Source organism: Nonomuraea dietziae (genome assembly GCF_014195505.1).
Taxonomy (GTDB): domain Bacteria; phylum Actinomycetota; class Actinomycetes; order Streptosporangiales; family Streptosporangiaceae; genus Nonomuraea; species Nonomuraea roseola.
Genome location: NZ_JACIBV010000001.1, coordinates 8,215,777 through 8,235,947, shown reverse-complemented (window position 1 = coordinate 8,235,947; position 20,171 = coordinate 8,215,777). Strand labels below are relative to the sequence as shown.

Genomic DNA, 20,171 nt, shown 5'->3' with positions numbered 1-20,171 from the left:
GGCGGGCGGTGCGGCCACGTCCATATGACGGAGGCGCGAGATCGAAACCCCAGCTACAGCCCGTTACTCTCATTGACATGAGCATGGACACCCTCCGCACCGAGGTGGATCGGTCCCTCGGTGAGTTCCTCGACCGGCAACGTCCCATCGTCAGCGGCCCGGATCTAGCACCGTTGCTCAACGCGGCCAGGGAACTGCTCTCGGGTGGCAAGCGACTGCGTCCCGCCTTCTGCTACTGGGGCTGGCGAGCGGCGGGAGGCGGCGACGAGCCCGGCATCTTCGTGGCCGCGGCCTCGCTCGAGCTGCTGCAGGCCAGCGCGCTGGTGCACGACGACGTGATGGACAAGAGCGACCTGCGCAGGGGCATGCCCTCCGCGCACCGCCGCTTCCAGCGCCTGCACGAGAAGAGCGACTGGTACGGCTCGGCCGAGCAGTTCGGCGAGGGCGCGGCGGTCCTGCTGGGCAACCTGCTGCTGATCTGGTCCGGTGAGATGTGGCGCTCGAGCGGCCTGCCGAACCTGGAGGCCACCCAGCCCTTCCACGACCACATGCGCACCGAGCTGATGTGCGGGCAGTACCTCGACCTGCTGGAGCAGGCCCACGGCGAGAACACCTTCGAGTCCGCGCTGCGGGTGGCGCTCTACAAGAGCGGCAAGTACTCCGTGGAGCAGCCCCTCAGGCTCGGCCTCACGCTGGCCGCAGGCGGCGGCGCGCCGTGGATCGAGGAGCTGTGCGTCGAGTACGGCAACCGCGTCGGCATCGCCTTCCAGCTGCGCGACGACATCCTCGGGGTGTTCGGCGACCCGGTGGAGACCGGCAAGCCCGCGGGCGACGACCTGCGCGAGGGCAAGCGCACGATGCTCATCGCCCGCACCCTGGCCGCGGCCACCCCCGAGGACGCGGCGACCGTGCGGCGGCTGCTCGGCGACCCCGACCTCGACGCGGAGGGGGTGGACAAGCTGCGCGGCGTCATCGAGGCGAGCGGCGCGCTGGACGAGTGCGAGGAGATGATCGCCAGGTATCTGGAGGAGTCGCTCGCCTCGCTGGACGACGCCCCGATCACCACCGAGGCGCGCTCCGCGCTGGCCGACCTCGCGGTGGCCGCCACCTCCCGCAAGACCTGACCCGCGGCTGAGTCCTCGGCCCCTCCCCTGGACACGACCGCCGCCCGGGCCCCTCCCCCGGACGCGGCTCGCTCGACGCGGGTCGGCGGCGCATGCCGGCCGTGAGTTCTCCGGCCGCCCACGCGTGATCGCCGGTGCGACCCGCACGCCCCGTGACGGGCGTCAGCCGGCCAGGCGCTTGGCGAACTCCGCCGCCGCCGCGCCCGGATCCTCCGCCTCGGTGATCGCCCTGACGACCACGACGCGGCTCACGCCGTACGACCTGACCTCGTCGAGGTTGCCGAGGTCGATGCCGCCGATGCCGAACCACGGCCTGGCTCCTGGGAGCCCCGCCGCGTGCCTGAGCAGGTCGGGGCCCGGCGCGTGCCGTCCCGGCTTGGTCGGGGTCGGCCAGATCGGGCCGCAGCAGAAGTAGTCGACACCCTCCTCCACGGCGGCCGCCGAGGCCTCCGCCGCCGAGTGGGTGGACCTGCCGATGAGGATGTCGTCGCCGAGCATCTCTCGCGCGACGCGCACAGGCAGATCGTCCTGGCCGAGGTGGAGCACGTCGGGACGGGCCGCGAAGGCGATGTCCGCCCTGTCGTTGACCGCCAGCAGCGCGCCGTGGCGGTCGCAGGCGTCGCGGAAGACCTCGAGCAGCGCGAGCTCCTCGCGCGCCTCCAGGCCCTTCTCCCTCAGCTGGACGATGTCGACGCCGTTGCCGAGCACCGCGTCGAGGAAGTCGGCCAGGTCTCCCCTGGCACGACGGCCGTCGGTGCAGAGGTAGAGGCGGGCCTCAGAAACCGAGCGCTTGGGCACGCCGCTTGACCTCGGTGTGGCGACCTGCCTTGATCGCGTCGATGGGCGAGCCTGGCAGGGACTCGTCAGGAGTGAACAGCCAGCGCAACGACTCGACGTCGTCGTAGCCGGCGTCGAGCAGGAGCGTGAGCGTGCCCGGCAGGCCCTTCACGACGTCCTTGCCCTCGAGGAAGGCCGCGGGCACCTGCGGGCCCCCGCCGCCTCGCCGTACGCCGACGAGCTTGCGGTCCTTGAGGAGCTGCTTGGCCCTGCCGATCGTCAGATCGAGGCGCTCGGCCACCTGGGGGAGAGTGAGCCACTCGCCGACGAGCTGGTCGGTCTCCCGATCTATCTGTGCAACAGAAAGCGTCACGAATCCACCACTACCACATCGCGTCCTTGCTCAAACAACACAATCACGGAGAGCCACCTCGGGATCGGCCAGGCGCCCTGGGTCCAGCCGCTGGCCGGCCTCGATGAGCCTACGGCCCTGGACGAGGTCTCGAGGCCTGTTGACGGTCAGCACGGCGGCCAGCCTGTCGTCGTCGTGCAGCCAGCAGACCGACCACCTGCTCACGGGAGCCGCGGCCGACGGGTCGCCGCGGCGCACCAGGCGGGCCCCGGGGTGGTGACCCGCGTACTGCACCATGTGGCCGAACTGCTCCGACCAGAAGTACGGAACGGGATCGTACACGGACTCGTCGCCCAGCAGGCTGGCCACGGCGACCTCGGGGGCGTTGAGCGCGGTGTCCCAGTGCTCCACGCGCAGCCTGGTGTGGAAGCGGCGCGACCACCAGGCCGCGCAGTCGCCGACGGCGACGACGTTCGGCAGGGAGGCGCGCAGGTGCTCGTCGGTGACGACGCCGTTGTGCAGGTCGATGTCGGAGCCGGCCAGCCACTCGACCGTGGGCCGCACGCCGATGCCGGTCACCACCACGTCGGCCTCCAGGCTCCCGCCGCCGACCAGGCTCACCCCGCCGGGGTCCACGGAGCCGACCATGGTGTTCAGCCGCAGGTCGATGCCGTCGTACCAGGGGATCGTGTGCGCGCCCACCTCGGCGCCCACCACGTGCGCGAGCGGAGCGGGGCCCGCCTCGAGCACCGTGACCGCGCAGCCCGCCCTCATGGCGGCCGTGGCCACCTCCGCGCCGATCCAGCCCGCGCCGATGATCACCACCCTGGCCCCATGGACGAGCTCGGCGCGCAACGCCAGCGCGTCGTCGAGGGTGCGCAGGACGTGCTGGCGGCCCTCGCCGGGCAGCCTGATCGGCTCCGCGCCGGTGGCGATCACCAGGCCGTCGTAGGCCATCTCGCCCTCGGTGGTCTCCACCACGCCCTCAGCCAGGCCCTTGGCCGACACCCCCGCCCTGTGCTCCACCCCCATGCCCTCGAGGTCGGAGTCGACGAAGCTGGAGTCGGCGTCACCCAGCAACACCGCCTTCGACAGGGGTGGCCGATCGTAGGGCCGGTGCCGCTCCTCCCCCAGCAACGTGATCGTGCCGCCGAATCCGCGCGCCCTGAGAGCTTCGGCGCTGCGTACACCGGCCAGTCCCGCACCTACCACCACGACATGATTCACGGTCAAGACCATAACCAATGGTTCAAGGGGGAGGTCCGGCGTGAGTAGGCTGGTCGGTGGAAGACGCGCGGGAGTCCGGCCACACCGGGCTGAGAGGAAGGCTTGACGGGCCTTCGACCGCAAGACACCTGATCCGGATCATGCCGGCGAAGGGAGCGAGATGGACCTGATCGTGGGCGGCGGCGTGGTGGGCCTGTCCATCGCCTGGCGCCTGGCCCGCGCCGGCCAGGACGTCACCGTGATCGACCCGGCCCCCGCCTCCGGCGCCTCCCATGCGGCCGCGGGCATGCTGGCCCCCGTCAGCGAGGTCGCCTACACCGAGGAGCCGCTGCTCAGGCTGGGCTTGGCCGCGCTGGAGCGCTGGCCCGCCTTCGCCGCCGAACTGGAGGCCGACAGCGGCCTGTCCGTCGACTACCGCGCCCACGGCACGCTCGACGTGGCCTTCGGCGCCGACGACCTGGCGGCGCTCGAGGAGCTCGCGGCCTTCATGGACAAGCTGGGGCTGCCCGTCGAGCGGCTGACGGGGCGCGAGTGCCGTCGCCTGGAGCCGATGCTCTCGCCGTCCGTGCGGGGCGGGGTGCTGGCGGGCGGCGACGCGTGGGTGGATCCCCGCCGCGTCACCGCGGCCCTGCTGGCCGCGCTGGAGACGATGAGGGTCCCCGTCGTCCCTCGCCGCGCCACCGACCTGCTCGACGGCGCGGTACGGCTGGCCGACGGCGAGATCCTGACCGGCGAGCGCGTCGTCCTGGCGGCGGGGGCGTGGAGCGGCGAGCTCGCCGACGTGCCCGTGCGCCCGGTGAAGGGCCAGATCATGCGCCTGCGCTCCCCCCACCCGCTGCTCGGCAGGTGCGTGCGCGGCATGGTGCACGGCTCGCCCGTGTACCTCGTTCCGCGCGGCGACGGCGAGGTGGTGGTCGGCGCGACGCAGGAGGAGTTGGGCTTCGACACCAGGGTGACCGCGGGAGGCCTGTACGAGCTGCTGCGCGACGCCAGGGAGCTGGTGCCGGGCGTCACCGAGCTGGAGCTGGCCGACGTGGTGGCGGGCCTGCGCCCCTGCACCCCCGACAACCTGCCGCTGGTGGGCGAAGTGCGCCGGGGGCTCGCGCTGGCGACCGGACATCACAGAGGCGGAGTCCTGCTGGCTCCGCTCACCACCGCCCTGCTCCAGGGCGAGGAGCCCGAACTGGCCGCCCTGTGCTCGCCACAGCGGTTCTAGACAAGGAAGTGCTGATGGAAGTGACGATCAACGGTGCCGCGCACGAGGTGCCCGACGGCACCACGGTGGCGCAAGCCGTCCAGCGGCTGACCGAGCAGACGACGGGCGTGGCCGTCGCGGTCAACGACGAGGTGGTCACCAGGGGCACGTGGGCGACCACGGCACTGGCCGACCGCGACAGGATCGAGATTCTCACGGCGGTGCAGGGTGGATGAACTGATCATCGCGGGAGAGAAGTTCTCCTCGCGGCTCATCATGGGCACAGGGGGCGCGCCCTCGCTGGAGGTGCTCGACCAGGCGCTGGTCGCCTCGGGCACCGAGCTGACCACGGTGGCGATGCGCCGCCTCGACCCCGCCGCGCGCGGCAGCGTGCTCGACGTGCTGCGCGAGCGGCGGATCAAGGTGCTGCCCAACACCGCGGGCTGCTTCACCGCGGGCGAGGCGGTGCTGACCGCCAGGCTGGCCCGTGAGGCGCTCGGCACCGCATGGGTGAAGCTCGAGGTCATCAACGATGAGCGGACCCTGCTGCCCGACCCGATCGAGACCTTCGACGCGGCCGAGCGGCTGGTCGCCGAGGGGTTCGTGGTCCTGCCGTACATCGGCGACGACCCTGCGCTAGCGCGCCGCCTGGAGCAGGCCGGGTGCGCGGCGGTGATGCCGCTCGGCGCGCCGATCGGCTCGGGCCTCGGCATCCGCAACCCGCACAACATCGAGCTGATCGTGGAGTCGGCCTCGGTGCCGGTGATCCTCGACGCCGGCATCGGCACCGCGAGCGACGCGGCGCTGGCGATGGAGCTGGGGTGCGACGCCGTCCTGCTGGCCACGGCGGTGACCAGGGCGCAGCGCCCCGACCAGATGGCCTCGGCGATGCGCCTCGCGGTCCAGGCCGGACGGCTGGCACGCCAGGCGGGCCGCATCCCCAGGCGGCGCTACGCGGAGGCCTCCTCGCCGATGACCCCGTGAGGCCCCCGCACGCCATGGGAGCCTTTTCCCCGCCTTGGTGAGCGCGGGCCTGAAGTGGCCGTGGTTCACGGCGAGACCTTCTGGGGCGCCGGTCCGCTTGCCGAGCGGGGGCCGCCCTTCAAGATCATGGAACAAACGGGCATCGGTTTCGGATTGTGCGGCCCTGCCGGTGGCAAATCGCCCGTAAACTCGGCCAGGTGGACACGACGATTGCGGACCCCCTGGTCGGGAGACTCCTCGACGGGCGCTATCGCATCGAGTCCCGGATCGCCCGGGGCGGGATGGCGACGGTCTACCTGGCACTCGACATCAGGCTCGACCGCACGGTCGCGCTCAAGGTGATGCACCGCTCCCTCGCCGAGGATCCCGCGTTCGTGCGCAGGTTCATCGGCGAGGCGAAGTCGGTGGCCAGCCTGTCACACCCCAACGTGGTGCACGTCTTCGACCAGGGCACCGACGGCGACGTGGTGTACCTGTCGATGGAGTACGTGCCGGGCAAGACGCTGCGCGACGTGCTGCGCGCGCGGGGCAGGCTGCCCGCCCGCGAGGCTCTCGAGATCATGATCCCGGTGCTGGCCGCGCTCGGCGCCGCCCACCAGCAGGGCATGGTCCACCGCGACATGAAGCCCGAGAACGTCCTGCTGACCGACGACGGCAGGGTCAAGGTCGTCGACTTCGGCCTGGCCAGGGCGATCGAGGCGACCAACCAGACCCGCACCGGCGTGATGATCGGCACGATCGGCTACATGTCGCCCGAGCAGGTCATGACCGGCGGCGCCGACGTGCGCAGCGACGTCTACGCCGCGGGCATCATGCTGTTCGAGCTGGTCACAGGGCAGCAGCCGTACGACGGCGAGACGCCGATGTCGGTCGCCTACCGGCACGTCCACGACAGGGTGCCGCCGCCCTCGTCGCTGGTGGACGCCCCACCCCTCATCGACACGCTGGTGGCGCAGGCCACCGCGCGCGAGCCCGACGACCGTCCTGCCGACGCCACGGCGATGCTGGTGGCCGCGGTCGACGCGCACAGGATGCTGCCGAGGGAGTCCAGCCCGCCCTACACCACGGGCCAGCACTACGTCCCCTCGGGCGAGCATCCGCGCTCCCGCGTCGCGCCGGCCAACCCGACGCTGATCGCGCCGCGCACCGAGGTGCTGACCGCTCCCGCGAGCTCGGGTGAGCCGCCCGCGCGCAGGCGCGGCTTCAGGCCCAACTGGTTCCTGGTGACGCTGGCCGCGCTCATGGTGGTGGCGGTCGGCCTGACCGGCTGGTACTTCTCTCAGACCCAGTACGTCCTGGTGCCCGAGCTGGTCGGCAAGAACGTCGCGAGCGCCAAGACCGAGGCGGCCAAGATCGGACTCGTCGTGAAGGTGGCCGAGGGCCAGTACGACGAGAAGGTCGGGCAGGGCAAGGTGCTGAGCACCGACCCCGTGAGCCGGAGCGAGGTGGAGGCGGGCGCGACGATCACGATCGTGCCCTCGCTGGGCGCCAAGCGGGTGACGGTCCCCAACGTCGAGGGCCTCGACCAGAACGACGCGGCGATCAAGCTGTCGGAGGCGGGCCTCGAGCTGGGCAAGGTGAGCAAGGTCGCCAACCCGAAGGTGCCGCGCGGCCTGGTGACGCAGACCAGGCCGAGCATCGGCGACAAGGTCAAGGAGGGCACCAGCGTCAACCTGGTGCTGAGCGCGGGCCTGGTGATGCCCGACGTCAGCGGCATGTCCAAGGACGAGGCCGCGCAGTTCCTGACCGAGCAGGGCTTCCAGGTGCAGGTCAACGAGGTCGACGACGACGCCGAGCCGTGCTCGGTCATCGCGCAGAACCCCAGGGCCAAGGCCGAGGTCGATCCCGGCACGATGACCAGCATCACGGTGTCCCGCTGCGGCGGCGGCTGGGACGACTGGTTCGGCAGGAACAACGGCCAGGACGCCGATGACCAGTCGGACTTCAGGATCGTCCCCAACGTGGTGTTCAAGAGCGTGCAGGACGCCACGACCGAGCTGCAGCAGCAGGGCTACAAGGTGAAGGTGCGCAACATCTCGAACGGGGCGCAGGTTCGGTTCCAGAGCCCACGTGGCGGCGAGGAGCGGCCCGCGAACACCATGGTGACGATCTGGCGCTGACCGCCAGGAACGTGACAGCGCCCGGCGCGGTAGTACGGGTGTGAGACTCTTCCCGGCGGTCGCGGCCCTGCTGGCCGCCTCGGCCTGCGCCTCGGCGGAACCTGCCACCGCTCCCGCTCCCGCTCCCGTCACGAGCGTCCCTGGCACTGTGAGCGGGCAGGGCTCGCGACCCGCGGGCCGCGATCAGCCCATGACGCCGATCTCGGGACGGCCGCTCGCCCCTGGGAGCGGGCTGCGGCTGCTGGTCACCGGTGACGGCGGCGCGTTCAGGCTCGACGTCGGCACCGGCGCCCGCACCCCCGTGACCGGTCTGCCGGGCGAGCCGCTCGTGTGGGGCATGCGCGCGGGCTCGCGCGAGCTGCTCGTGACGACCCGGCCCGACTCCTCAGCCGCAGGCGACCTCTACGTGCTGCGTGGCGCGACCGCGCGGCGGCTCGGCGACGCGCTGTTCGCCTTCGCCGCGGCCGACGGCAGGGGCGTGTGGGCGCTGCAGCGGGTGAAGGGCGAGCGGTGCCGCCTGCGGCTGCTCGACTTCGAGGGTGAAGCGCTCCGTCCCGCGCTGCCCTTCGCCTGCTCGGCCGCGCCCTCCCAGGACACGCCGCGCGGCCTGCTGGCACGGGACGACGGTGCGGGGCTGACCAGGCTGCTCGACCGGGTCACCGGCAAGGAGGTGTTCGGCGCACGTGACCTGCACGCCGTGACGCGGTACCTGGCACTCGTCTCCGACGCGGAAGGCCCCGCTCTGGTGGACGTCGGCTCGGGAAGCTCCGTCCACCTGGACTGGCCCCCGACCGAGGGACAGCCGTCCAGGACGGCGGTCAGCCCCGACGGGCGGCGGATCGCGATGTGGTTCGCCGACCCCGCCTGGCCAGGGCCGCGCCAGTATCTCGACGTGCAGGTGCTCGACCTGGCCACGCGGGCGTGGACCAGGCTGCCGTCGATGCCGGTGCCCGCCTCGCTCAAGACCACCTCGATGGCGTGGACCGGCGACGGACGGCTCGTCTTCGCCGGCCGCTTCGTCACCACAAGCGGTGTGCTGCCGGCGGAGCCGGACTACGCCGCTCACGTGGTGTCGTGGCGTCCGGGCGAGAGCGAGCTCTCGCTGAGGAGGATCGAGCTGCCACCCGGCGCCCTGGCCACGCTCAGCCCGTGAGCCGCGCGGACCCCGGTGGACACCGGCCGAGGCGCGCGCCCGGCCGGACGCCCCTTCTAGGCCGGCGTGCCGAACAGGCGGACGCGGGCCAGCCCCCCGTCGGGGTAGATGTCGACGCGGACGTAGGCGGCGGGCCTGTCGTCGTCCACGCGGAAGCGGTGCGGGGTGTCGGGCTGCAGGCGGGTCTTCGGCAGCAGCTCGAACCACGTCTCGCCGTCCGCGCTCGCCCGCATGGAGAGCGCGCCCGGCGCGTTGAACAGCAGGTTGGTGGTGTCGACCTCGATCAGCCTGATCACCCCGAGCGCGGCGAGGCGGATCACCAGCCAGTCGTTGCCCCCGTCGCGGCGGCGCGCGGTCTCCCAGCCCTCCGCCTGGTGCCTGGCCAGCCCTGGCGCGAGCACGTTGTTGGGCGAGGAGTAGAACTCGTTGGAGCAGGAGGTGACGACCGCGCCGTTGGCCAGCGCCGCCAGGTCGAGGCTGAGCCCCTCGTAGACCGACAGGTCGGTGCGCACCTCCCCGTGCACGCGCAGGCGGGCGATGCCGCCGTCGGGGAACATGTTGAGGCGCACGTGGGTGTAGCGGCGTTCGTCGGCCACCTCGAAGTGGTGCTCGGCGTCGCCCTTGAGCTCGCTCTTCGGCACGATCTCCACCCACTCGGCCGCCTCCAGCTCGGCGACGCTCGGGTGGCCCTCCACGGCGCAGGCCTCGACGGAGGCGTGCGGCGGGTAGTTGCCCTTGAACCAGGCGGTGTCGATCACGACGCCGCGGACCACACCGGGCAGGCCGAGCCTGACGATCGCCCAGTCGTGGCCGGGCTCACGGCGGCGGCGCGTCTCCCAGCCGTCGTAGACCTGGCCCTTGTTGCCGAACGTCTCGGCCTGGAAGCCGGGACGGCCAGGGCGGATCAGGCTCTCCTTCTCGGCGAAGGACTCGTCGTTGGCGGCGACGACCGAGCCGCCGAGCGTGCGGAGGGCCAGATCGGGAAGGGTGATGAAGCTGGGCATTCGGTGTGCTCTCTCCTGTCAGAGGAAGGTGCCGCGAGGCGGGGCGGTGAGGTCGACGGTCGCGCCGCGCAGCCAGGTGGTGCGCACGACACCCCTGAGCACGCGGCCGTGGTAGGGCGTGACGGGGTTCTTGTGGTGCAGTCCCGCGGCGTCCACGGGGTTGGCGGCGTCCGGGTCGAAGGCGACGAGGTCGGCGTCGTTGCCGGGGGCCAGGCCGCCCTTGCGCGGGATCCCCGCCAGGGCCGCGGGGTTGGCCGACATCCAGCGCACGACGTCGGGCAGGCCGTGCCCGCGCTTGGACGCCTCGGTCCAGATCGCCGGCAGGCCGAGCTGGAGCGAGGCGATGCCGCCCCACGCGGCGGCGAAGTCGGGGATCTTGAGGTCGGAGGGGGAGGGCGAGTGGTCGGAGACGACGCAGCTCAGCACCCCGCCGGCCAGACCCTCCCAGAGCAGGTCGCGGTTGGCCTCCGAGCGGATCGGCGGGCAGCACTTGAAGGCGGTGTCGCCCTCGGGCACCTGCTCGGCGGCGAGCGTGAGGTAGTGCGGGCAGGTCTCCGCGGAGACGCGCAGGCCGTCGCGCCGGGCGGCGGCGAGAGGCTCCAGGCAGTCGGCGCTGGAGACGTGCAGGATGTGGACGCGGGCGCCGGTCTGCCTCGCCAGCTCGATCACCTGCTCGACCGCGCGCCGTTCGGAGGCGCCCGGCCTCGACTCCAGGAACTCGGGGTAGGTCGGGCCCGTGGGGTCGAGCAGCAGCGAGGGGTCCTCCGCGTGGACGACCATCAGCCCGTCGAACTCGGCGATGACCTCGAGCGCCTGCCGTACCTCGTCGGGGGTCAGCGGGGGGAACTCCTCCACGCCCGAAGGGGACAGGAAGCACTTGAAACCGTAGACGCCGCGCTCGTGCAGGGGGCGCAGCTCGGCCAGGTTGCCGGGGATCGCGCCGCCCCAGAAGCCGACGTCCACGTGGCACTGGCCGCGCGCGGCCTCCTGCTTGACGGTGAGGGCTCCTGGATCGACCGTGGGAGGCAGGGAGTTGAGCGGCATGTCGACGATGGTCGTCACGCCGCCCGCCGCGGCGGCCCGGGTGGCCGAGGCGAAGCCCTCCCAGTGCGTACGGCCGGGTTCGTTGACGTGCACGTGGGTGTCGACCAGGCCGGGCAGCAGCGCCAGGTCGCCGAGGTCGGTGTCGAGCGCGGCGTCGAGAGGGGCGTCGTGGGGGTGGATCGCGGCGATCCTGCCGTCCCGCACGGCGACCGCCGCCGGACGCTCGCCGTCGGGGGTGACGGCCCTGCGGGACCGGACCACGAGGTCGTACTCGGTCATCTCCTGCCTTCTCACGGTGGACGATCGGTGACGGTCAGAGGCGTTCCGCGGCGACGCGGGCGGCGAGGCGTTCGAGCAGCGGCCCCGCCTCTGCCATGCAGCGCTCGGGGTCGGGTTCGAGGTCGGTGAGGGCGTAGGCGGCCTCGATGCCGACCGCGCGCAGCTCCTCGTCCGACAGCGTGCGGCGTCCGCAGACCGCGACCACGGGGACGCCCGCCCTGGCCGCGGCCTGGGCGACGCCGACGGGGGCCTTGCCGCGCAGCGACTGCTCGTCGAGCGAGCCCTCGCCGGTGACGACCAGGCGCGCCCCCTTGACCTGCTCGTCGAAGCCGAGCAGGTCGAGCAGGTAGTCGATGCCAGGGCGGATGTCGGCGTGCAGGAAGGCGAGGGCGGCGAAGCCGACTCCTCCCGCCGCGCCCGCGCCGGGGGCTCCCGCCACACCCATGGGGCGCGGGGTCCCGTCGTGCTCGACGGCGCCCAGCAGGCCATGGGTCTGGGTGGCGACGGCGGCCAGACGGCCGAGCGCGGCGTCGAGGAGGACGACGTCCTCGGGGGTGGCGCCCTTCTGCGGGCCGTAGACGGCCGCGGCGCCGTGCGGGCCCAGCAGCGGGTTGTCGACGTCGCTCGCGACGGCCACCTCGACCCCTGAGATGTCGATGAATCCTGAGATATCGATCTTGGCGAGCTCGCGCAGGGCCGCCCCTCCCCTGGACAGCTCCTCGCCGGTGGCGGTCAGCAGCCGCGCGCCGAGCGCCTGGACCATGCCGGCCCCTCCGTCGGTGCAGGCGCTGCCGCCGAGGCCGAGGACGACCCGGCGGGCGCCGCGCCGTACGGCGTGGGCGATGAGCTCGCCCGTGCCGTGGCTGGTGGCGGTCAGCGGCTCGGGGGCGCCTGGAAGGCGGCGCAGACCCGAGGCCTCGGCCAGCTCGACGACGGCGGTGCGCTGCTCGTCGAGCCAGGCGTAGGAGGCCGTGACCGGCAGGCCCGTCGGCCCCGTCACCTCCAGGGTGACGCGGGTGAAGCCGCAGGCCACAGCGGCGTCCACGGTGCCGTCGCCGCCGTCGGCGACAGGCAGCTCGACGGTCGGGACACCGAGGCCCGCCGACACCCTGCCCGCGACCTCGGCCGCGGACAACGACCCCTTGAACTTGTCCGGCGCCACGAGAACATGTTCAACCACTGCGAAACTCCCCAGCCGATGATGAAGAATGGGCGGACACGCCTTCCTGCCCGGTGCGAGCGGGCAGGAAGGCGTGCCTGCGATGACCCATCATCACACCTCGGTGGGAAGCGGCTCGAACTCGCGTACCGCGTCGATGGACAGCCCGTGCGGGGTGTTGGCCTCGCGCTCGATCATGATCTCCACCAGCACCGGCCTCGACGTGCGCGCCGCCTCCTTGGTCGCCCACTCCAGCGAGGGGCGGATCTCGGCGGGATCGAAGACGCGCACGCCCGCGCAGCCGTACGCCTCCATGATCTTGACGTTGTCGGTGCCGTACTCGTCGAAGTGGATGTCCACCTGGTAGTTCATCTCGTACGGCAGCGACGCCTGCCTGATCAGCCCCAAATACTCGTTGTTGAGCATGACGAGCACGAACGGCACGTCGTACTGCGCGGCGACGGCCAGCTCCTCGACCAGGTACTGGAAGCCGTAGTCGCCGACCACCCCCACCACCTGCGCCTCGGGCGCGGCCTTCTTCACCCCGATCGCGGCGGGGATCTCCCACCCGAGCGGCCCGGCCTGGCCGCACACCTGGTAGCGGCGCGGCTTGAAGGCCTTCTGGTGCTGCCCGCCCCAGATCTGGTAGAGCCCGATGGCGGTGACGAAGTAGGTGTCCTCGTCGAAGAAGTCGTTGATCTCCTTGTAGACGCGGGGCGCCTTGACGGGGATGTCGTCGAAGTCCTCGCGCCTGGTGAGCGTGCTGCGCAGCTGCGCCACGCGGGCCGGCCACGCCCCCGCCGTACGGCTGATGCCACGCGCCCTGGCCAGCTCCAGCATCGCCCGCAGGAAGAGCCTGGTGTCGGAGACGATGCCGAGGTCGGGCTCGAAGACCCTGCCGAGCTGGGTGGGCTCGATGTCGACGTGGATGAAGGTGCGCTCGCCCCTGTAGACGTCGAGCGCGCCGGTGTGGCGGTCGCCGAAGCGGGCGCCGAGGGCCAGCACGAGGTCCGACTCCAGGAAGGAGGCGTTGCCGTACCGCTGGGAGGTCTGGATGCCGGTCATGCCGGAGAACAGCGGGTGGTTCTCGTCGATGGAGCCCTTGCCCATGAGCGTGACCTGCACGGGGATGTGCAGGAGTTCGGCCAGCTCGACCAGCTCGGCCGAGGCGTCGGCGATGACGACCCCGCCGCCCGACAGCAGCAGCGGGCGCTCGGCGGCCAGGAGCAGGTCGAGCGCGCGCTCGACGCGCGGCAGGTGCGGCTCGACCCTGGCCACGGGCAGCGGGACGTCGATCGAGGGGTCGTACTCGATGACCTGCCTGGCGATGTCGACGGGGATGTCGATGAGGACGGGACCGGGACGGCCGCTCCTGGCGGTCCTGAACGCCTCGCGGAAGATCCACGGCGCCTGCGCGGCCTCCTTCACCTGCACGGCCCACTTGGTGACCGGTTTGGCGATCTCGACGATGTCGACCGCCTGGAAGGCCTCCTGGTGCAGCTTGGTGGAGGCGGCCTGGCCGGTGACGCAGACGATCGGGATCGAGTCGGCGAAGGCGGTGTAGAGGCCGGTGATCATGTTGGTTCCCGCGGGGCCGCTCGTCCCGATGGCCAGGCCGACCCTGCCGTTGGTGCGGGCCCAGCCGTCGGCCATGTGGGTGGCGCCCTCCTCGTGCCTGACGACGAGGTGCTCGATGCCACCGAGCTCCTCCATCGCCTTGTAGAGGGGCAGGATCGCGGCGCCCGGACAGCCGAAGGCCACGTCGACGCCCTCGGACCTGAGGACCTCCACGACCGCGTTCATCGCCGGCATCTTCATCGGCTGACCCTTTCGTTGGCGGAGAGCCCCTCGACCACCAGCAGGAGCGCGGAGTGGTCGAGCGAGCCGTGCCCCTGGGCGCGGGCGGCGGCGACGAGCTGCGCGGTGAGCGCGGACATGGGCAGCGCGACCTCGGCGGTGCGAGCGGCGTCGAGGATGATGCCCATGTCCTTGTGGTGCAGGTCGATGCGGAAGCCCGGCTGGAAGCTCCTGGCCAGCATCGACTCCCTCTTGAGGTCGAGGATCCTGCTGGCGGCCAGCCCGCCGGCCAGCACGTCGAGCCCCGCGGCGGCGTCCACGCCCGCGGCCTCCATCAGCACGATGGCCTCGGCCACCAGCGCGTAGGTGCCGCCGACGACCAGTTGGTTGGCGGCCTTGACGAACTGTCCCGAGCCGGGCCCGCCGACGAGCCTGAAGGTCTTCCCGACCGCCTCGAAGATCGGCCTGGCGGCCTCGAAGTCGGCCTCCGAACCGCCGACCATGAGGGAGAGGACCCCGTCGACCGCCCCCTTCTCGCCGCCGGAGACGGGCGCGTCGAGCGTCCGCTTCCACTGCTCGGCCAGCCTGCGGGAGGTCTGGGGGGTGATGGTGGAGAAGTCGATGTAGAGCGCGTCCTGGGGCGCGTTGGCCGTGATCTCCGGGAACACGGCCTCCACCTGCGGGTCGGCCGGCAGCATCGTGATGACGACCTCCGCCTCGCGCACCGCCTCCGCGACGCTCGCCGCGGTGCGGAAGGGTCTGTCGACCACGTCGTGGCCGACGACCTCGTGCCCCGCCCTGACCAGGTGCTCGGCCATGGGCAACCCCATGATCCCGAGCCCGATGAAACCGATCCTCACGTAACAAACTCCTTGATCCAGTCGAAGTCGAGCTCCGGGTCCTTGTACTCCAGCCCCACCCACCCCTCGTAGCCGTCGAGCAGTCCGGCCAGCGGCAGCGAGCCGGTTCCCGGACGGCCTCGGCCTGGGTTGTCGGCGATCTGCACGTGTCCCGTCAGCGGATGCGCGAGCGCGGCGGGCAGGTCCTCCCCCATCCGCGCCAGGTGGTAGAGATCGCACAGGAAGCGCACGTTCGGCTCGCCCACCGCCTCGATCACGTCCGTGGCCGCCTTGACCGACACCAGCGGGTAGGACGGCGACTCGTAGGCGTTGAGCGCCTCGACGAGCACGACCGCGTCGATCGCCGCGGCCTTGCGCGCCGCGAGAGCGAGGTTCTCCAGGGCGAGCTCCGGCTCGCCGTTGTTGCCGTAGAGGGCGTTGAGCGCCTGGCAGCCGAGCCGTCCTGCGATCCCCACCGCGACGTCGAGGCCGTCCCTGAACCGCTGCACGTCGCCAGGGCGCCCGACGAGCCCGCGCCCTCCTTCGGGGATGTCGTCGACGAGGTTGAGACCGACGAGCCGTACGCCGGCGTTCCCGATCGCGTCGACGAAGGCGTCCACCTCCCTGTCTCCGGGAACGGCCGTGTCGAAGGGCCACCAGAACTCCACCGCGTCGAAGCCCACGGCCCTGGCCGCGGCGGGACGTTCGAGCAGCGGGAGCCGGGTGAACAGGATCGAGCAGTTCACGTCGAATCTCACGGGAGCCACCTTCCTTGCGCGGTGATGTCGACCAGCGGCACGTGCGAGGTGAGCGGCCTGCGCAGCAGCATGGCCAGCGACGACCCGCCGTCGGCCAGTTCGATCACCCCGAGCTCCAGCTCGGGCGGCTCGGCCGGCAGCAGGCTGTCCCGCAGGAGGTCGAGGTCGAGGTCGTAGAGCTCGCCCGCGATGGCGGCGCCGCCGTGGGCGACGGGCGCCAGCGCGGGGCAGCGCCCGCCGACGGAGTAGAAGCGGTATTTCGGCGCGGTCCGCGTCTCGGCCATGAGCGGCGCTCCGCCGAGCAGGTGGTGCAGCGGCCCGCCTCGCATCGCGCCGCCGTTGAGGAACATCAGGGCCATCGCAGGCTCCTCTCGTGGGAGAGGCCCGTAGGTCTGCCGGAGGCAGCGCGGTACCTGGTGTGCCACCCAGTACACACAGCCGCCGCCCGCCCGGTCTACCGGCAGGAAGTCCGAAGCTGCCGACCCGGCCGGAGCGAACGGTTGTGGGTTGGTCCAAAGTGATTTCCGTCGGTGGGAGCGGTTAGCCTCACCCTGTGAGCCGGTCCCCTCTTCCCCCGCGCCCCATGACACCGCGACCCGAAGGCGGTCGCCGATGAGCGGGTCCCGCCTGGTCACCACGGCCGAGCGGCGGGCCAGGCTCGGCCTGCGCCAGGCGCTCGCCGTCCGCGCGGGCAGCGTCGAGGAGGCCGTCGAGTCGGTCGTCGCGCTGCACGGCACCGACCCCGCCACGGTGTTCCTGTCGGCGGGCGCGCGCACCGGCACGCCGGGGCCCGAGCCTGTCGAGAAGGCGCTGTACGAGGACAGGACCCTCGTCAGGATGACGGCGATGCGCCGCACGATCTTCGTGGTGCCGCGCGAGCTGGCCCCCGTCATCCACCATTCCAGCGCGCTGGCCATCGCGGTGCGCGAGCGCAAGCGGCTCACCCAGCACTTCATGGACGGCGGGGGCTTCGACGAGCGGTGGATCTCCAGGGTCGAGGGTGAGGTGCTGGCCGCGCTGCGCGAGCACGGCGAGCTCACCGCGACGCGGCTCGGCGAGGTGGTCCCCGACCTGCGCAGGCAGATCGTCTACGCGCCGGGCACCGCCCACGAGGTCAAGCAGGGCGTGAGCACCAGGCTGCTGTTCGTCATGGCGGCCGAGGGGCTGATCGTCAGGCAGGGCCGCCCGTCCGGCTCGTGGGTCAGCGGGCAGCACCGGTGGGCGCCGGCGCCCGCGATGCCGGTGCTGACGGCGGGCGAGGCGCAGGCCGAGCTGGTGCGCAGGTGGCTGGCCGCCTACGGCCCCGGCACCGAGGCCGACCTGAAGTGGTGGACGGGCTGGACCCTCGGCGAGGTCCGCAGGGCCCTGCGGGCGGTGAAGGCGGTGACGGTCGAGCTGGAGGAGAGCGCGCCCGGCTACGTGCTGCCCTCCGACGTCGAGCCCGCCGAGCCCGCCGAGCCGTGGGCGGCGCTGCTGCCCGCGCTCGACCCGACGCCGATGGGCTGGCAGCAGCGCGACTGGTACCTCCCGCAGGCGCACAGGGCCGAGCTGTTCGACAGGTCGGGCAACGTCGGCCCCACGGTCTGGTGGAACGGCGCGGTAGTGGGCGGCTGGGGACAGCGCGCCGACGGCGAGGTGGTGTGGCGGCTGCTGGAGGACGTGGGTGCCGACGCGGTCGCGGCGGTGGAGCGCGAGGCCGCCTGGCTCACGGCGTGGCTGGACGGCGTGACGGTGACCCCCCGCTTCCGCACCCCGCTGGAACGCTCACTCCGCTAGCGACCCACCGCCTCGTGGTGGATCTCGTGGTGGATCTCGGGGTGGATCTCGGGGTGGATCTCGTGGTGGATCTCGTGGTGGATGGGGCCGCGCGTCTCCGACAGCGGCAGCCCGCCGGCCCCCCGCCGGGAGGCGATGACCTCCGCGACGATCGACACGGCGGTCTCCTCGGGCGTGCGGGCTCCCAGGTCCAGCCCGATGGGCGAGCGGAGCCTGCTCAGCTCCTCCTCGGTGAGCCCCGCCTCCCGCAGCCGCCGCGTCCTGTCCTCGTGCGTACGGCGGGAGCCCATCGCCCCCACGTAGCCCGCGCCGGTCCGCAGCGCCACCTCCAGCAGCGGCACGTCGAACTTGGCGTCGTGGGTGAGGACCGCCACGACCGTGCGGGAGTCCACCTCGACGCGTGAGAGGTAGCGGTGCGGCCAGTCCACGACCACCTCGTGGGCGTCGGGGAAGCGCCGGCGGGTGGCGAAGACCGGGCGGGCGTCGCACACGGTGACGTGGTAGCCGAGCAGGCGGCCCGCCCTGGTGAGCGCCGCCGCGAAGTCGACGGCGCCGAAGACGAGCATACGCGGTGCGGGGGCGTGCGACTCGACGAACACCTCGACGCCGCACAGCTCCCGCAGCCCCGTCGTCCCCGATTCGAGCATCGCCCTGGTCTCCGCCACCACGACCGCGTCGAGCGCGTCGTCCCCCATGCCGCCCTCGTGCCGGTCGGGCCACACGAGGACGGCGCCCGCCGAGGGCCCGAGCCCCCTGGCGAGGGCCACGGGCTCGCCGGGCCGTACGGACCGGAGGAGACCCGGGCCGGGCCAGACCAGCACCTCGATGACGCCGCCGCAGGTGAGGCCCACGGCGAACGCGTCGTCGTCGCTGTAGCCGAAGGTGCGGCGCGCGGGCACGCCGGTCTTGATGACCTCCATGCACAGCTCGTAGACCGCGCCCTCGACGCAGCCGCCCGACACGCTGCCGACGGCCTCTCCTTCGGCCGACACGGCCAGCGCCGCGCCCGCCTGGCGGGGGGCGCTGCCGGTGGTCGAGATGACGGAGGCGACGGCGAACCGCCTGCCCTCGGCGGCCCAGGCGCTCACCTCCTCCAGAAGGTCGAACATCAGCCGACCAGGCCCTCGATGAAGCCGATGCCGAAGTACCCGACGAAGATCGCGCTGATGACCCAGAGCAGCCAGTGGATCTCCTCGAGCCGGCCCCTGGCCGCCTTGATCACCGTGTAGGCGATGATGCCGGCCCCCACGCCGTTGGTGATGGAGTAGGTGAACGGCATCAGCGAGATGGTCAGGAAGGCCGGGATCGCCAGGTCGAGCGAGTCCCATTCGATCTTGCGGACCGCGGTCATCATCAGCGCGCCCACCAGCACCAGCGCGGGCGCGGCCGCCTGTGCGGGCACGACGGCCGCCAGCGGGGTGAGGAACATCGCGGCGGCGAACAGTCCTCCGGTGACCAGGCTGGCGAGGCCGGTGCGAGCGCCCTCCCCCACCCCCGCGGCCGACTCGACGACGACGGTGTTCGCCGAGGCCCCCGCGCCGCCGCCGATGACCGCGCCGAGGCCGTCGATGGTCAGGATCCTGCCGATGCCCTGGATGCGTCCGTCGGGGTCGGTCATGCCCGCCTCCTCGCCGACGCCGAGGATGGTGCCCATCGCGTCGAAGAAGCCGGACAGCACCAGCGTGAACAGCACCACGGTCGCGGTGAGGAAGCCCGCCGAGGCGAAGCCGCCGAACAGGTCCACGTCGAACAGCAGCCCGAAGTCGGGCGTGGCGATGATCTGCGAGGGCAGCTCGGGGGTCACGACGCCCCACTTCAGGCCCGGCACCATCGCGTTGACCACGACGGCCAGGACGGTCGCCGCGACGATGCCGATGAGCAGCGCCCCTGGCACCTTCCTGACGAACAGCGCGAAGGTGAGCAGCAGCCCGGCGCAGAACACCACGATCGGCCAGCCCGCCAGGTGCCCGCCGACGCCGAGGGTCACGGGCGTGCCCGCGCCCTTGCCGACGAACCCGGCGTCCACCAGGCCGATCAGCGCGATGAACATGCCGATCCCGACCCCGATGGCGTGTTTGATCGGTGTCGGGATGGCGTCCATGATGAGCTGCCTGATGCCGGTCAGGGCGAAGATCACGATGACCACGCCCTCCAGCACGACCAGGCCCATGGCCTGCGCCCAGGTCATGTAGGGCGCGGCCTGGAAGGCGACGACGGGCGCGACCCCGAGGCCGGAGGCGAGCGCGAAGGGCGCGTTGCCCACCAGGCCCATCAGGATCGTGGTCAGCGCCGCCGACAGGGTCACGGCGGTGGTGAGCTGCGGGATGCTCAACTGGGCGCCCGTGACGTCCTTGGCGCCGCTCAGGATGATCGGGATGAGCAGGATGATGTAGGCGACCGCGACGAAGGTCGTGATGCCGCCGCGCACCTCCCTGCCCACCGTGCTCCCCCTTCCCGCGATGTCGAAGAGGTCGCCGGTGGTGGGTCTGGGCTTCAGCTGGGTCATGGTCGGGCCCTCCTCAGGGCGTGATCGACCTGCGGCGGGGCATGACGGACCCGTCGCGGGGGGTGTGTGCTCGTCCC

General features: G+C 72.3%; 19 protein-coding genes and 1 riboswitch. Of the genes, 7 read left to right on the top strand and 12 right to left on the bottom strand.

Features of this window, described 5'->3' with window-relative positions; translation table 11 throughout:
- The first annotated feature begins 77 nt into the window (after positions 1-77).
- Positions 78-1,124 carry a polyprenyl synthetase family protein gene (locus tag FHR33_RS39240; RefSeq protein ID WP_183658920.1) on the top strand — a complete coding sequence of 349 codons (1,047 nt, stop codon included), beginning with the start codon at positions 78-80 and terminating at the stop codon, positions 1,122-1,124.
- A 162-nt stretch (positions 1,125-1,286) separates the two neighbouring features.
- On the opposite strand, the gene thiE is transcribed toward FHR33_RS39240, so the two are convergent.
- The 3 genes from thiE to FHR33_RS39225 are packed head-to-tail and all read right to left on the bottom strand — an operon-like array spanning position 1,287 to position 3,480.
- Complete coding sequence (gene thiE / locus FHR33_RS39235) at positions 1,287-1,922, bottom strand: thiamine phosphate synthase (RefSeq protein ID WP_183658918.1); 636 nt, start codon at positions 1,920-1,922, stop codon at positions 1,287-1,289.
- The gene (locus FHR33_RS39230; RefSeq protein WP_183658916.1) at positions 1,900-2,274 is read right to left on the bottom strand and encodes an Rv2175c family DNA-binding protein; all 375 of its coding nucleotides are present in this window, start codon (positions 2,272-2,274) and stop codon (positions 1,900-1,902) included. Before FHR33_RS39230 ends, thiE begins: the two co-directional genes overlap by 23 nt.
- 30 nt (positions 2,275-2,304) lie before the next feature.
- The gene (locus FHR33_RS39225; protein WP_312895928.1) at positions 2,305-3,480 is read right to left on the bottom strand and encodes an NAD(P)/FAD-dependent oxidoreductase; all 1,176 of its coding nucleotides are present in this window, start codon (positions 3,478-3,480) and stop codon (positions 2,305-2,307) included.
- Between the two features lie 57 nt (positions 3,481-3,537).
- Positions 3,538-3,652, top strand: a riboswitch (TPP riboswitch).
- Between FHR33_RS39225 and thiO the strand changes: the two genes are divergently transcribed.
- From thiO to FHR33_RS39200, 5 genes are all read left to right on the top strand, one after another.
- Positions 3,641-4,696 carry a glycine oxidase ThiO gene (gene thiO / locus FHR33_RS39220; protein WP_183658912.1) on the top strand — a complete coding sequence of 352 codons (1,056 nt, stop codon included), beginning with the start codon at positions 3,641-3,643 and terminating at the stop codon, positions 4,694-4,696. Its footprint overlaps the riboswitch before it by 12 nt.
- A gap of 14 nt (positions 4,697-4,710) precedes the next feature.
- Complete coding sequence (gene thiS / locus FHR33_RS39215) at positions 4,711-4,911, top strand: sulfur carrier protein ThiS (protein ID WP_183658910.1); 201 nt, start codon at positions 4,711-4,713, stop codon at positions 4,909-4,911.
- A complete protein-coding gene (locus FHR33_RS39210) occupies positions 4,904-5,659 on the top strand; it encodes a thiazole synthase (protein ID WP_183658908.1) in 756 nt (251 codons plus the stop codon). The genes thiS and FHR33_RS39210 overlap by 8 nt, the downstream gene beginning before the upstream one ends.
- A gap of 197 nt (positions 5,660-5,856) precedes the next feature.
- Positions 5,857-7,779 (top strand): Stk1 family PASTA domain-containing Ser/Thr kinase, encoded by a 1,923-nt coding sequence (gene pknB, locus FHR33_RS39205; protein ID WP_183658906.1) that lies wholly within the window; start codon positions 5,857-5,859, stop codon positions 7,777-7,779.
- 40 nt (positions 7,780-7,819) lie between these two features.
- Positions 7,820-8,932, top strand: a complete 1,113-nt coding sequence (locus tag FHR33_RS39200) for a hypothetical protein (RefSeq protein ID WP_183658904.1) — start codon at positions 7,820-7,822, stop codon at positions 8,930-8,932.
- A gap of 56 nt (positions 8,933-8,988) precedes the next feature.
- Here FHR33_RS39200 and alc read toward each other — a convergent pair whose 3' ends face one another.
- The 7 genes from alc to FHR33_RS39165 all read right to left on the bottom strand — a co-directional run bounded on the left by alc (position 8,989) and on the right by FHR33_RS39165 (position 16,171).
- The gene (gene alc, locus FHR33_RS39195) at positions 8,989-9,936 is read right to left on the bottom strand and encodes an allantoicase (protein ID WP_183658902.1); all 948 of its coding nucleotides are present in this window, start codon (positions 9,934-9,936) and stop codon (positions 8,989-8,991) included.
- Between the two features lie 18 nt (positions 9,937-9,954).
- Entirely contained in the window at positions 9,955-11,259 is a 1,305-nt protein-coding gene (allB, locus tag FHR33_RS39190) for an allantoinase AllB (RefSeq protein ID WP_183658900.1), read from the bottom strand.
- 34 nt (positions 11,260-11,293) lie between these two features.
- The gene (locus FHR33_RS39185) at positions 11,294-12,439 is read right to left on the bottom strand and encodes a glycerate kinase (RefSeq protein WP_312895927.1); all 1,146 of its coding nucleotides are present in this window, start codon (positions 12,437-12,439) and stop codon (positions 11,294-11,296) included.
- A 93-nt stretch (positions 12,440-12,532) separates the two neighbouring features.
- On the bottom strand, positions 12,533-14,230 hold the full coding sequence (gcl, locus tag FHR33_RS39180) for a glyoxylate carboligase (protein ID WP_183660559.1): 1,698 nt from the start codon (positions 14,228-14,230) through the stop codon (positions 12,533-12,535).
- 2 nt (positions 14,231-14,232) lie between these two features.
- Positions 14,233-15,075: an NAD(P)-dependent oxidoreductase gene (locus FHR33_RS39175; protein ID WP_183658898.1), complete on the bottom strand. Its 843-nt coding sequence runs from the start codon at positions 15,073-15,075 to the stop codon at positions 14,233-14,235.
- A complete protein-coding gene (locus tag FHR33_RS39170; RefSeq protein WP_312895926.1) occupies positions 15,072-15,812 on the bottom strand; it encodes a hydroxypyruvate isomerase family protein in 741 nt (246 codons plus the stop codon). Before FHR33_RS39170 ends, FHR33_RS39175 begins: the two co-directional genes overlap by 4 nt.
- Positions 15,809-16,171, bottom strand: coding sequence for an allophanate hydrolase-related protein (locus tag FHR33_RS39165; RefSeq protein ID WP_183658894.1), 363 nt, complete (start codon positions 16,169-16,171; stop codon positions 15,809-15,811). Before FHR33_RS39165 ends, FHR33_RS39170 begins: the two co-directional genes overlap by 4 nt.
- Before the next feature lie 253 nt (positions 16,172-16,424).
- Here FHR33_RS39165 and FHR33_RS39160 point away from each other — a divergent pair, with 253 nt between their 5' ends.
- Entirely contained in the window at positions 16,425-17,588 is a 1,164-nt protein-coding gene (locus tag FHR33_RS39160) for a winged helix DNA-binding domain-containing protein (RefSeq protein ID WP_183658892.1), read from the top strand.
- On the opposite strand, the gene FHR33_RS39155 is transcribed toward FHR33_RS39160, so the two are convergent.
- Both FHR33_RS39155 and FHR33_RS39150 read right to left on the bottom strand, forming a co-directional pair.
- A complete protein-coding gene (locus FHR33_RS39155; protein ID WP_183658890.1) occupies positions 17,585-18,697 on the bottom strand; it encodes an XdhC family protein in 1,113 nt (370 codons plus the stop codon). The genes FHR33_RS39160 and FHR33_RS39155 overlap by 4 nt on opposite strands.
- Positions 18,697-20,094 (bottom strand): NCS2 family permease, encoded by a 1,398-nt coding sequence (locus FHR33_RS39150; RefSeq protein WP_183658888.1) that lies wholly within the window; start codon positions 20,092-20,094, stop codon positions 18,697-18,699. The genes FHR33_RS39155 and FHR33_RS39150 overlap by 1 nt, the downstream gene beginning before the upstream one ends.
- Positions 20,095-20,171 lie beyond the last annotated feature (77 nt).